The organism is Paenibacillus sp. SYP-B3998, from assembly GCF_010820665.1.
Taxonomy (GTDB): domain Bacteria; phylum Bacillota; class Bacilli; order Paenibacillales; family NBRC-103111; genus Paenibacillus_E.
In genome coordinates, this window is sequence record NZ_JAAIKC010000001.1 from 1014218 (window position 1) to 1027001 (window position 12784).

Annotated in this window: 14 protein-coding genes and 1 other annotated feature; of the genes, 13 read left to right on the top strand and 1 reads right to left on the bottom strand. The window is 43.6% G+C overall.

The genetic code is table 11. The annotated features are described in order from the left end of the window. Positions 1-95 precede the first annotated feature (95 nt). The 11 genes from spoIIGA to ileS all read left to right on the top strand — a co-directional run bounded on the left by spoIIGA (position 96) and on the right by ileS (position 10375). Entirely contained in the window at positions 96-1013 is a 918-nt protein-coding gene (gene spoIIGA / locus GK047_RS04495; RefSeq protein WP_163941752.1) for a sigma-E processing peptidase SpoIIGA, read from the top strand. Between the two features lie 190 nt (positions 1014-1203). Further along, positions 1204-1926: an RNA polymerase sporulation sigma factor SigE gene (sigE, locus tag GK047_RS04500; protein ID WP_163941755.1), complete on the top strand. Its 723-nt coding sequence runs from the start codon at positions 1204-1206 to the stop codon at positions 1924-1926. A gap of 193 nt (positions 1927-2119) precedes the next feature. After that, positions 2120-2902: an RNA polymerase sporulation sigma factor SigG gene (gene sigG, locus GK047_RS04505; protein ID WP_163941759.1), complete on the top strand. Its 783-nt coding sequence runs from the start codon at positions 2120-2122 to the stop codon at positions 2900-2902. 143 nt (positions 2903-3045) lie between these two features. Further along, on the top strand, positions 3046-3345 hold the full coding sequence (locus tag GK047_RS04510) for a YlmC/YmxH family sporulation protein (RefSeq protein WP_163941762.1): 300 nt from the start codon (positions 3046-3048) through the stop codon (positions 3343-3345). 115 nt (positions 3346-3460) lie between these two features. Next, positions 3461-4306 carry a peptidoglycan editing factor PgeF gene (pgeF, locus tag GK047_RS04515; protein WP_163941766.1) on the top strand — a complete coding sequence of 282 codons (846 nt, stop codon included), beginning with the start codon at positions 3461-3463 and terminating at the stop codon, positions 4304-4306. Between the two features lie 47 nt (positions 4307-4353). Then, the gene (locus tag GK047_RS04520) at positions 4354-5040 is read left to right on the top strand and encodes a YggS family pyridoxal phosphate-dependent enzyme (protein WP_163941769.1); all 687 of its coding nucleotides are present in this window, start codon (positions 4354-4356) and stop codon (positions 5038-5040) included. A 44-nt stretch (positions 5041-5084) separates the two neighbouring features. Then, positions 5085-5507, top strand: a complete 423-nt coding sequence (locus GK047_RS04525) for a cell division protein SepF (protein ID WP_163941772.1) — start codon at positions 5085-5087, stop codon at positions 5505-5507. A gap of 65 nt (positions 5508-5572) precedes the next feature. Next, the gene (locus GK047_RS04530; RefSeq protein WP_163943647.1) at positions 5573-5812 is read left to right on the top strand and encodes a YggT family protein; all 240 of its coding nucleotides are present in this window, start codon (positions 5573-5575) and stop codon (positions 5810-5812) included. A 2-nt stretch (positions 5813-5814) separates the two neighbouring features. Further along, complete coding sequence (locus GK047_RS04535; protein ID WP_163941775.1) at positions 5815-6597, top strand: YlmH family RNA-binding protein; 783 nt, start codon at positions 5815-5817, stop codon at positions 6595-6597. A 145-nt stretch (positions 6598-6742) separates the two neighbouring features. After that, entirely contained in the window at positions 6743-7216 is a 474-nt protein-coding gene (locus tag GK047_RS04540; protein ID WP_163941777.1) for a DivIVA domain-containing protein, read from the top strand. Positions 7217-7293: 77 nt separating this feature from the next. Next, positions 7294-7540, top strand: a binding site (T-box leader). Between the two features lie 66 nt (positions 7541-7606). Beyond that, a complete protein-coding gene (ileS, locus tag GK047_RS04545; RefSeq protein ID WP_163941780.1) occupies positions 7607-10375 on the top strand; it encodes an isoleucine--tRNA ligase in 2769 nt (922 codons plus the stop codon). A 63-nt stretch (positions 10376-10438) separates the two neighbouring features. Here the strand turns inward: ileS and GK047_RS04550 are convergent, their stop codons facing one another. After that, complete coding sequence (locus GK047_RS04550; protein WP_163941784.1) at positions 10439-11176, bottom strand: TraR/DksA C4-type zinc finger protein; 738 nt, start codon at positions 11174-11176, stop codon at positions 10439-10441. A 151-nt stretch (positions 11177-11327) separates the two neighbouring features. On the opposite strand from GK047_RS04550, the gene lspA reads away from it, so the two are divergent. Continuing rightward, a complete protein-coding gene (gene lspA, locus GK047_RS04555; RefSeq protein WP_163941787.1) occupies positions 11328-11846 on the top strand; it encodes a signal peptidase II in 519 nt (172 codons plus the stop codon). After that, positions 11821-12771 (top strand): RluA family pseudouridine synthase, encoded by a 951-nt coding sequence (locus GK047_RS04560; protein WP_163941790.1) that lies wholly within the window; start codon positions 11821-11823, stop codon positions 12769-12771. The genes lspA and GK047_RS04560 overlap by 26 nt, the downstream gene beginning before the upstream one ends. Positions 12772-12784 lie beyond the last annotated feature (13 nt).

Sequence of the window (12784 nt, forward strand, 5' to 3'; positions counted from 1 at the left end):
ATTGAGAAAGTTCAATGCGGACCGTGTAGGGCTCTGAAAATCTCTTTACGCTTGGGGATTTGTTCCTAGCATTTGTCTCGGGAGGTGAGGAAATTGTGGTCGTCTATGCGGATCTCATTTTCCTATTGAACTTTCTGATGGATGCAGCCATGCTCATGGTTACGGCCAAAACGCGGAAAATATCGTTCAAGTGGTGGAGATTAGTAGGTTCGGCTTTTCTAGGTGCAATGTATGTGGTCATGATGTTCTTGCCTGTTCCCACCTTTCTATTTACTTTTTCTGTGAAATGTATGTTTTGCATGGGGATGATTATGACAGCTTTCGGCTTCGGCAGCTTACAAAATTTTTTGCGAAACTTGGGCGCCTTTCTTTTGGTAAATTTCGCGGTGGCTGGAGGTATGTTTGGCATTCATTATGTACTTGCTTCCTCCTCTGAGGTGATGAAAGGTATTGTTTTCACGCAATCAGGAGCGCCAATGTTCCAAGTGCAAGTTGGTATTATGTTTATCGCTGTGTTAATTTTACCATTAATTTGGTGGTTCCGAACCGTGTTTTCAAGTGTCAAGCAGCGAGAGGACCTTACTAGTTTTTTGGCGGAGGTCACCATTTATGTGGAAGATTTCACAGCTTCATGCAAAGGACTCATTGATACAGGAAACCATCTATATGACCCGTTGACGAGAACCCCTGTGATGATTATGGAAGTGTCGGAATGGGGTGATGTACTGCCTGGTGAATGGCTGCAGCGCATTCGTTCGGCCGATGTTGACCAAATTATTAGCGGTTTGGGTACAGAGGAATTTATTTGGCAAGATCGTTTGCGTCTTGTCCCGTATCGGGGGGTTAATCGTAATACACAGTTCATGTTGGCGATTAAGCCCGATAAGGTGGTGATTGTATATAATAATAAGCAAATTGAGGCTTCGAAAGTGCTTATCGGTCTGGATGGAGGCAAGCTTTGTAGCGACGGTTCGTATCAAGCGATTATCCATCCGACATTAATGTCTATTTGATCATGAGTTCCTAGCATGATCATTTTACTAGAATTTTTTCTTGAATGTTCAGTTGCAGCTCGATTTAGTTCATATTTAAGCTCTTCTAATGGAGAGTGAAAATGCTTACGTTGCAAGTTTTCCTATGGAAAACTCAGCCTATGCTTACGAAGATAGTTTTCCTACGGAAAACGTTTAGGAGGAAGTTACTATGTTCTTGAAGTGGAAACTGCTATTCCAGCTGGCGTATTATCGCATTTTAATGTTCTTAGGTCTTAAGGGCGAGGAAATCTATTACATAGGTGGTAGTGAAGCGCTGCCACCGCCACTCACGAGAGAAGAAGAAGAATACTTATTGGAAAAGTTACCGTCTGGTGATGCGGCGATTCGCGCAATGCTGATCGAACGCAATCTGAGATTGGTTGTCTATATAGCTAGAAAATTTGAAAACACAGGCATCAATATTGAGGATTTGGTTTCAATTGGTGCTATTGGATTGATTAAGGCTGTGAACACCTTTGATCCAGAAAAAAAGATCAAGCTGGCCACATACGCATCACGTTGTATTGAGAACGAAATTCTTATGTATCTTCGTCGAAATAGCAAGATCCGTACGGAGGTCTCTTTTGATGAACCGCTGAACATAGATTGGGATGGTAACGAGCTTCTTTTGTCCGATGTTCTAGGCACAGAGAATGATACGATATATCGTAATATCGAGGAGCAAGTAGACCGTAAATTGTTACATAAAGCGCTTGATAAGCTGACGGAACGTGAACGAATCATCATGGAGCTTCGCTTCGGCTTACAAGATGGTGAGGAAAAAACGCAAAAGGATGTAGCTGATCTGCTCGGTATCTCACAATCATACATCTCCAGACTGGAAAAGCGTATCATTAAAAGGCTTCGTAAGGAATTTAATAAAATGGTTTGAAAAAGAGAGGATGTTCCTCTCTTTTTTATTTGAAATTTTTTTTCGGAGATCAATGCTCGAATTGTCCAGTAGTCTCGGGAGGGAGCAAGTGGAAACCCTTTTGTCAAGTGGTCCTGAGGCTTCATCAACACGAATAAATCGATCTTTCACGGGGATAATTAACAGTAATGTTTCTCCTTGGGAGGTAATCACGGTGACCCGAAATAAAGTCGAGATATGTGGTGTTGATACCGCCAAACTGCCTGTTCTGACGAATGCAGAAATGCGTGAGTTATTCGCTGCGCTGCAAACCAAACAGGAGCGAGCTGCAAGAGAGAAATTGGTGAATGGGAATCTCAGGTTGGTTCTCAGTGTGATTCAACGGTTTAATAACCGGGGAGAATATGTGGATGATCTCTTCCAGGTTGGCTGCATTGGTTTAATGAAAGCCATTGATAACTTTGATTTGGGTCAAAATGTCAAGTTTTCCACGTATGCAGTGCCGATGATTATCGGTGAAATCCGTCGCTACTTGCGCGACAATAACCCGATCCGGGTTTCTCGCTCCTTAAGGGATATTGCTTATAAGGCGCTACAGGTTAGGGATAGTTTGACAAATCAGAACTCTCGCGAACCCACTATTTATGAAATATCAGAGGCGTTGAATGTACCTAAAGAAGATGTGGTTTTTGCGCTTGATGCCATTCAAGACCCCGTTTCGCTATTTGAGCCGATCTATCATGATGGCGGTGATCCGATCTATGTCATGGATCAAATCAGTGATGAACGTAATAAAGACATGTCTTGGATTGAAGGTATTGCGCTTAGAGAGGCGATGCGGAAACTGAACGCTAGAGAGAAGATGATTCTGTCTATGAGGTTCTTTGAAGGTAAAACACAAATGGAAGTTGCCGATGAAATCGGCATTTCACAAGCACAAGTGTCAAGGCTTGAAAAATCGGCTATTTGTCAAATGCAAAAGTACGTTAAATCGTAAAAGATGTACATAGAAGACCAGATCGGCAGTTAGATGAGCCGTGAAGGTCTTTTTTTGCTTTTACAGGACATTTTGCTTATGTCTCACATATACTAGTACAAAGCAAGCAAAAAACTTGATAAGATTCGTGGTGAATAGACCTGATGAAAATATCCGATTTCCAGACGAAGGATGTCATTAATATTGTGGATGGCAAAAAGCTTGGACAGATCAGTGATTTAGAGCTTGATTTGCGTCAAGGGCGTATTGAATCAATCGTTGTTCCTAATCACAGTCGCTTCTTTGGGCTGTTTGGCACAGGTACAGACGTTATTATTCCTTGGAAGCACATTGTGAAAATAGGTGCGGATGTCGTCCTCGTTAAATTAGATGATGCGCGTCCTTATCGGCAAAATGAAGAGAATGAGCAAGTGTACGAGGTTAACAGGCAATTTCGAAATTGAGGGAAGGCACGCGTGCAAGAGCAGCTGTCTAGAGGGCGAGCCTCGCTGATATCGTGTGTCTTTTTGTTTTGTGCTAAAGTAAGAATATACAATGTTAGTTAAGGGAGAGACAGACGTGGAACCATTTGTGAAACAAATGCAAGAAGGACAACCCGTCCTATTTATGATAGCAAGTTGGATGCGTCAATTTTCAGATCTCACAGCAGGCTTTACCTCCCGTCATGGTGGTGTCAGTGAAAGCCCTTATGCTTCTTTAAATGGAGGCTTGCATGTGAAGGACAGAGATAACCATGTGATCAGAAATAGACAGTTGTTAGCTCAGGCTCTCGGTCAGCCTTTCGAAGCTTTCACCTATGCAGAACAAGTACACAGCAATGAAGTGATTGTTATAGGAAAGCAAGAGAAAGGTTTGGGGAGGAACTCTAGAGAAGAAGCGATTCAGGCGAAAGATGCTTTCATTACGAATGAGCAAGGCACTGTGCTTTGCGCTCAGTTTGCGGATTGTGTGCCGCTATTTTTCTATGATCCGGTTAATCGGGCGGTCGGTTTGGCACATGCGGGGTGGAAGGGGACAGTACTAAACATTTCCATGGCTACTATATCCGCAATGACACATACTTTTGGTAGCTTGCCTGAACATATTCACGCTGTGATTGGACCATCCATTGGTGCTTGCTGCTATGAGGTGGATGAAACGGTTGCAGGACGCGTTCGAGAAGTGCTTTCAGATGTTAAAGCTTCAACCCTCAGTAACAAACAAATACTTAGAGGACTTAAGAGCGGAAAGTTCATGCTGAATTTACAGGAATTAAACCGAATTTTGATTGAGCAAGCAGGAATTTTGTCGTCCCATATCGAAGTAACTCAGTTATGTACAAGTTGTAGAACTGACGAGTTCTTTTCACATCGAAAAGAAGGCGGCGTTACAGGTAGAATGATTGCATGGATTGGACTGACGTAACGAAGTACAGATGACAGCGGTGTGTTGAATAGAGGTGGGCTTATCAAGTGAATTTACATGAACGCATACAAGATGTTCAGACACGAATTGCAGCGGCTTGTCAGCGTGTTGGTCGTAGCGTGGAAGAAGTTAAAATGATTGCAGTTACCAAATATGTCTCGTTGGAAACAACAAAAGATGTGCTGGATGAAGGGCTGCAGCATATTGGCGAAAATCGTTGGCAAGATGTGAAGCCCAAATGGGAAGCGCTGCATGAACGGGGCACATGGCACTTCATTGGGCATCTGCAGACAAATAAGGTGAAGGATGTCATCGGCAAATTTGACTACATTCACTCTTTGGATCGGTTATCGTTAGCCAAAGAACTGGACAAACATGCAGCTGCGTTGGGTATTCAAGTGCAGTGTTTCCTGCAAGTCAATGTATCGGGTGAAGAATCCAAATACGGCATGGCGCCGGAACACCTTTTTGAATTCGCAGACGAAGTGAGTAGAATGAAGCACATACATATTGCTGGTTTGATGACTATGGCTCCCTACGAAATGGAAGCTGACGCGACTAGACCTGTTTTTCGTGGACTGAGAGAGCTTCGCGACAGTCTGAATAAACAGCACGTATTTCCATACCCGATTACCGAACTTTCGATGGGGATGTCGGGGGATTTTGAAATAGCTATCGAAGAAGGCGCAACATGGGTACGTCTAGGAACCCTATTAGTGGGTAAGGAAATCTAATGCGTGTATAAATGAACTTAGGATCAGGTAAGGAGGTAATGTCAGTGGGAGTCATGAACAAGTTTATGAATTTTCTTGGTTTACAGGAAGAGGAAGAGATTGTAGAACGGGAACGGATTGTAGAAACACCAGAAGAACCTGAAACCAATCCCTACGAATCTCGTAATAAAAATAAGGCTAATGTGGTCAGCATTCATTCTCAGAAAAATGCCCGCGTTGTGTTGAGTGAACCCCGTACTTACGAAGAGACGCAGGATATTGCTGATCATCTTCGCTCCCGAAGAGCGGTTGTGGTCAATCTGCAAAGAGTACGAGGGGATCAAGCCGTCCGTATAGTGGATTTCTTAAGCGGAACGGTATATGCTTTAAATGGGTCTATCTCCAAACTAGGACCGAATATCTTCTTGTGTACACCGGATTCGGTTGATATTCATGGTCACATCTCTGAAATGATGGGTGAGGAATAGACGCATATCCTGACATAGAGGTGGATGCATACGTGAATTACGTTCACTATTATCTTGGCATTTTGATGGAAATTTATTATTTCATGATTATCGGTTATTTAGTTTTATCCTGGTTCCCTAATGCGCGAGACAGCTTTATCGGGGGCTTGCTTGCAAAATTGGTTGAACCCTATCTACGTCCGTTCCGCAAAATTATACCGAGTATTGGGCCTATTGATCTTTCGCCAATCGTTGCCCTGATTGCACTACGTTTTGTTGTATTGGGGATTGTGGCTGTGCTCGATTTCATTGTTGGAGTGTTTTAGCGTTGACAAAAGAACTATATGGTCATTTTCATCCGGATGAACACCACTTTGTTGATAAAGCTTGGGAATGGGTAGAACGAGCTGCTATGCAGCATACGCTGAAGCTAACAGATTTTCTTGATCCTAGGCAAGCTTTTATTTTAACGACTTTGGTTAACCGTCATCCGGATGTTCATTGTCGCTTTGAAGGTGGTTATCCGGCTGCTGAACGCAAGAGGGCGATAATCGCACCCGATTATCGTTCTTTAGACGACGAGGACATGGGTATTTCCGTATTGTCAGTCTCATCGGGCGACGGTAAATTTCTAACATTAGAACATGGAGATTACATGGGCGCCATTCTTGGACTCGGCATGAAGCGAGACAAGGTTGGCGATATTCATGTTATAGAGGGTGGCTGTCATTTCCTTGTTACCGAAGATGCCGCTAGTTATTTGCACGCAAACTTATCACAGGTGCACAGGGTGCATGTTCAAACAGAACTGCTCCCGCTTGATAAGCTTGAGCTAGCTCAAGTTCAGCTAGACGAGCTTGGCTTGTCTGTAGCATCTATGCGTCTAGATGGTATCGTAAGCGATGTTTATCGATTAAGCAGAGCGAAGATCCTTATTCCTATTCAAGCTGGAAAATGTCGAGTGAATTGGAAGCAGGAGGAAGATCCCAGTAAGCCTTTGAAGGCAGGCGATATGGTTTCGTTACAGGGATTTGGACGCTTCAAGGTACTTGAAGTCGAGGGTATCTCCAAAAAAGGAAGAATTCGCGTGAAGATCGGAAAGTATGTATAATTACATAGATTTAACGTACGAATCATGCAGGAATTTATTGGTTTCTGTCGAAATGAACATGTAGCGAACATCGTTTTCCACTGGGAAATGCAGCTAATGTTACGGAGACAGTTTTGCTAAAGCAAAACTCTAAGGAGGGGCACCAATGCCATTAACACCGCTTGACATACATAACAAGGAATTTTCTCGCTCGTTCCGCGGGTATGACGAGGATCAAGTGAATGAATTTTTGGATCAAGTCATTAAGGATTACGAAGCGTTGATTCGCGAGAACAAAGACTTGCAAAATCAAACGGTGACGCTGAAAGAACGGCTGGATCACTTTACCAATATCGAGGATTCATTGAGTAAAACGATCATCGTTGCCCAAGAAGCGGCTGACGAAGTGAAACACAATGCCAAGAAGGAAGCGCAACTGATTCTGAAAGAGGCGGAGAAGAACGCGGATCGAATCATTAATGAGTCGTTAGCGCGATCTCGTAAAGTTGCTCTTGAGATCGAGGAATTGAAGAAGCAGGCGTCCATATACCGAACACGATTCCGGACGTTGCTAGAAGCTCAGCTTGAGTTATTGAATACAGAGGGCTGGCAAAGTATGCAGATGGATAGTCAAGATTAGGAAGGACGAGGCTTCCGCGGGCGTTGTTATATTGACTACGCCTAGTGAATTCGTTATACTCCTGTTAAATGCATTGCAGCAAAGCGATGACTGGAACAAGTAGGGCGTAACTGTAGTGTCAGCGAATTAGGGTTTTGGTGTGAGCCTAATCATTGCAACGTGCCGAATATCCCCCAGGAGCGTCTCTTGAATAAAGTAGAGAGAATCGGGTCATGCCGTTATCCATGATCGAGTGATAAAGCTGAAGTAAGGCACATGTTCGTGCAAATTCTGTAGGCTTTATAACGAGGGTGGTACCGCGAGATCAAGCTTCTCGTCCCTTTTGGGGATGAGAGCTTTTTTTGTTTTTTAATACGTTATAGTTGAAGGGTAAGAATGGAGTGGTTGAATATGGATTATGGTAAAACATTGAATTTATTGCAAACTGAGTTTCCAATGAGGGGGAATTTGCCTCAGGCGGAACCAAAAGTCCAAGAACAATGGGATCATGAAGACATCTATGCCAAAGTGCAGGAGAGTCGCAAAGGGCGTACGAAGTTCATTTTGCACGATGGCCCTCCTTACGCCAATGGCGATATTCATATCGGGCATGCACTAAATAAGGTGTTAAAGGATATTATCGTACGGTTTAAAACACTCCAAGGCTTCGATGCGCCATATGTGCCTGGATGGGATACGCACGGTCTTCCAATTGAACAAGTCATTACAAATAGCGGTAAAGTGGACCGGAAGAAAATGACAGTTCCTGAATTCCGTGAATATTGCAAAGAGTACGCCTTGCAATCGGTGGAAAAGCAGAAGGTCCAATTCAAGCGTCTAGGTATTCGTGGCGACTGGAAGAATCCTTATATTACGCTGCAACCTGAATATGAAGCTCATCAAATTCGTGTTTTTGGGAAAATGGTGCAAAAAGGATACATTTATAAAGGCTTGAAGCCTGTATACTGGTCTCCTTCTTCAGAAAGCGCACTCGCAGAAGCCGAAATTGAGTACAAAGAGAAAACTTCGTCATCGATCTACGTGGCTTTTCCTATTAAAGATGGCAAAGGCAAGCTGCCACAGGATGCAGCGATTGTGATCTGGACGACAACGCCTTGGACGCTTCCAGCGAACTTAGGTATTTCTTTACATCCTGAGTTTGATTACGCAGTTGTACAAGTTTTAGACAAGAAGTATGTGCTGGCACAAGGCTTAGTGGAAACAGCAGTTAGGGAGATTGGCTGGACGGATTATGAAGTGCTATCAACGGTTAAAGGCAGCGAGCTGGAGTTCGTAACGTGTCAGCATCCTTTGTATGACCGGGAATCACTTGTCATGGTTGGTGAGCACGTAACCCTGGAGGCTGGTACAGGATGCGTTCACACGGCTCCTGGGCATGGGGAAGATGACTTTACGATTGGACAGCGCTATAACATCGGTGTACTTTGCCCGGTAGATGATCAGGGGCATTTTACAGCTGAAGCGCCTGGATTTGAAGGCATGTTTTATGAAAAAGGCGGTAAGCTTGTTATTGAGAAGCTCCAGGAATCGGGTTTACTGCTTAGGGTAGGTGAAATTCAACATCAGTACGCGCACGATTGGCGTACGAAGAAGCCAGTTATTTATCGTGCTACGGAGCAGTGGTTTGCGTCTATTGATAAATTCAGAGCGGAAATGTTGGACGAAATCAAGAAGGTAAACTGGACGCCGCCATGGGGCGAAATTCGGCTGCATAACATGATTGCGGAGCGTGGTGATTGGTGTATTTCAAGGCAGCGAGCATGGGGAGTTCCCATTCCAATCTTCTATTGTCGCAGCTGCAATGAGCCATTGGTCAACGAGCATACCATTGAGCATGTGGCCGAACGATTTGCCAAAGAAGGTTCGAACGCTTGGTTTATCAAAGATGAGAAAGAATTGCTTCCGCATGGAACGGTATGCTCAAAGTGTGGTCACGGAGAATTCCGCAAAGAAACAGATATTATGGACGTATGGTTCGACTCTGGTTCAAGCCATATGGCTGTTCTTGAAGCTCGTCCCGAGCTTCAATGGCCGGCGGATCTTTATTTGGAAGGCTCGGATCAATACCGAGGCTGGTTTAATTCTTCTTTAATTACTGGGGTTGCTGTCCGAGAACAGTCTCCATACAAAGGTATTTTAAGCCATGGTTTTACCTTGGATGGAGAAGGAAGGAAAATGTCCAAGTCGATCGGGAATACGATTGATCCTACACAAGTAGCGGGTAAATTAGGAGCGGATATTCTTCGGCTATGGGTTTCATCTGTTGACTATCAATCCGACCATCGGATTTCGGACAATATTTTGAATCAAACGACAGAAGTATACCGGAAAATCCGCAATACCTTGCGTTTTTTACTTGGGAATCTTAGTCATTTCAATCCAGAGACAGATCGAGTTGCTGTTGAAAGCTTGTCAGAGCTTGATCGTTACGCATGGATTCGTCTGAACCGGATGGTTGAGAAAGTCGTGAAATCATATGAAAGCTATGAATTTCATGTCGTATACCAAACGATTCATCATTTCTGCGCGGTAGAGATGAGTTCCTTTTATTTGGATGTCATCAAAGATCGTCTGTATGCTGGCGCTCCGAATGATGCAGCGCGCAAAGCATCGCAAACCGTATTGTACGAGGCCCTTATGGCGATTACAAAGCTGATCTCACCAATCTTGCCGCATACAGCAGACGAAGTATGGAAATACATCCCTGGGGTTGAGCTAAGTACTGTTCAGATAGCAGAATTGCCAGAAGTGCAAGCGAATATGTATGACGAGGAATTGGAATCAAAGTGGAATAATTTCCTTAGTGTTCGAGATGAAGTACTGAAAGCACTGGAAGAGGCTCGTAAAGACAAAGTGATCGGTAACTCTTTGAGCGCTGCGGTACATCTGTATCCCAACGAGCAGGTGTTCAATTTGATTAGCCAATTTGAACAATTAGATCAATTGTTTATCGTATCCGCTATTCAGATCCACCAACCAGGCGCATCTGTTCCAGAGGTTGCTTATCAGTGGAAGGAAGGTGCGATTGTTATTGCTGTAGCAGAAGGCGAGAAGTGCGAGCGCTGCTGGATAGTGACTCCAGAGGTTGGGCAAAGTAAAGAACATCCAACATTATGTGTGAGATGTAATGAAGTGGTGAAGGTTCATTATCACGAGTAATGAAATGGAACAAACGAGCTTCATGGTGTAGAGAAGCTCGTTTGTCCTGTCTGTGACTAGCTGCTACTTCTCGTCGTCAACGTAAGTCTGATCAGGCTCTAAGAGGGGATCTCCCTCGCCATTGTCTATATAATTTCGATAAGCTTTGCTCCTGACAATCATCACGTGTTCTCCATAGAGGTCTGTTGCAACGAAGCTTTCAAACGATTCGACATAGCCTACTTGTTCATCGGCTTCAATGTACATTTCATTGTAGTTTTCCACATTCGGATCTTCTGCAAAGGCCGGGGTATTAGAGGTTCCCCAGCTTTCAACAATTTGCCAAGCATCCTCGCCGTCGAATTCAGTTTCATCATCGCGTTCGTCCATGCTTGTCCTGCCGAATGGGGGAAACAGTACCTGTTCTTCTACAGGTCTGCGATCGGATACGTGAGGATCAGGGACATGTTCGAAGCAGTAGAGCGTAGTCGGGATCGCTTGCAGACGCTCAAATGCGATTGGAGCTTTGCAAAAAATGCAGATACCGTAATCCCCTTGGTCCATGTGAGCTAATGCCTCATTAACTTGGGTTAAATGGAACTCGGCATGCTCGTTTAGTGAAATGTCTTTCTCTCGTTCATATAGCTCAGAAGCAATATCGCCGGGATGGTTGTCGTACATGGAAAGCTCGCCAATGCTGTCTATAAAAGAATGGGATAAGCCGAAATTGTCATTCGTCCCAAAATGCCGCTCGAGATCAAGCTTTTCCTCCAAAAGCTGCAAATTTAATTCTCTTATTTGCTGCTCGCTCAAATGACTCATGGTCGGTACAGCTCCCTTCTTGGAGAATAATCTATACCGTTATAATTCCGTTTCGCGGCTTTTTTTAGTGAGGTAATTCCTTGAATTTAAGGGACAGTTATTGCTTATGAAGCAAGTTTTGCTAATGCAAAACGATTTAGGAGGATATCGAGTGAAATATTATTTTTATGCGTTAGTCGTTTTTTTGTTGGATCAAGCATCGAAATGGATCATTGTGAAGCATATTCCAATCGCTGAGGAACGTTCTATAATTGGCAATTTTTTCGTAATCACCTCGCATCGCAACCGCGGTGCAGCATTCGGGATTTTGCAAGATCAACGTTGGTTTTTTATCATCATAACGTTCATTGTTGTAATTGGTATATTTTGGTATATACGTCGAACCATTCGTGAAGGCAAGGGGTTATTATCTTTCGCGCTTAGCTTGTTGTTAGGCGGAGCGCTTGGTAATTTCTTAGATCGCACATTATTCGGCGAAGTTGTTGATTTCTTACAATTTACATTTGATTTTAATTTATTCGGAAAAGCAATTTATTACATTTATCCGATTTTCAATTTAGCTGATTCGGCCATCGTTATCGGGGTCATCCTGATTTTCTTGGAATCGCTGCTTGCTTGGAGAAAAGAAAAAAAAGGAGCCACACATGAACACAAACAAGACCTCTCCTGAATCCGCTTTTAGCGAAGCTATGGAATGGACGGTTGAACAACAATTTGCCAGTGATCGCATTGATAAATTCATAACAGATGCTTTAGAGGAAGAAGTTTCCCGCACCCAAGTGCAGCAATGGGTTAAAGACGGGCACGTGAAGGTAAATGGGAAGTCGATCAAGCCCAATTACAAGCTGTCTGCAAACGATGTGATTGCGCTAAACATTCCAGAACCAACAGGGGTTGAATTAGTCGCAGAGGATATCCCATTGAATGTGGTTTATGAAGATTCAGATTTGATTGTTATCAATAAGCAAAGAGGGCTTGTTGTTCATCCTGCGCCTGGTCATTATTCGGGAACGTTAGTGAATGCCTTAATGTATCATTGTAAAGACTTGTCCGGCATTAACGGCGAGCTGCGTCCGGGTATTGTTCACCGAATTGATAAAGACACTTCTGGTTTGATTATGTCTGCAAAGAACGATAAAGCGCATGCTGGCTTAGCCGAGCAATTAAAGGCACATACAGTTAACCGCAAATATGTGGCTCTTGTCCATGGCAACCTTCAGCATGATCAAGGCACAATTGATGCTCCAATTGGAAGAGATTCAAATGATCGTAAAATGTACACGGTAACTGAAAAAAATAGCAAGCATGCTGTAACTCATTTTATTGTAATTGAGAGATTTGGCGATTTTACACTTGTTGAATTAAAGCTTGAGACAGGTAGAACGCATCAAATTCGCGTACATATGAAGTTTATCGGTCATCCACTTGTTGGCGATCCCATGTACGGCAAGAGCAAGGGGATGTTGATGAAAGGGCAGGCGCTGCATGCAGCGGTGTTGGGTTTTGTTCATCCGCGTACGGGAGAAACCCTGCAATTCGAGGCTGCAATACCGCCTGATATGGAGCATCTTCTTCATTCAATACGAACATCTTAGCGTTCATCCACGG

Coding starts and splice junctions, on each gene's coding strand:
- sigE (WP_163941755.1), top strand. CDS start 1,204: ATGTTCTTGAAGTGGAAACTGCTATTCCAGCTGGCGTATTATCGCATT.
- GK047_RS04510 (WP_163941762.1), top strand. CDS start 3,046: ATGAAAATATCCGATTTCCAGACGAAGGATGTCATTAATATTGTGGAT.
- GK047_RS04530 (WP_163943647.1), top strand. CDS start 5,573: ATGGAAATTTATTATTTCATGATTATCGGTTATTTAGTTTTATCCTGG.
- GK047_RS04540 (WP_163941777.1), top strand. CDS start 6,743: ATGCCATTAACACCGCTTGACATACATAACAAGGAATTTTCTCGCTCG.
- ileS (WP_163941780.1), top strand. CDS start 7,607: ATGGATTATGGTAAAACATTGAATTTATTGCAAACTGAGTTTCCAATG.
- GK047_RS04550 (WP_163941784.1), bottom strand. CDS start 11,176: ATGAGTCATTTGAGCGAGCAGCAAATAAGAGAATTAAATTTGCAGCTT.
- GK047_RS04560 (WP_163941790.1), top strand. CDS start 11,821: ATGAACACAAACAAGACCTCTCCTGAATCCGCTTTTAGCGAAGCTATG.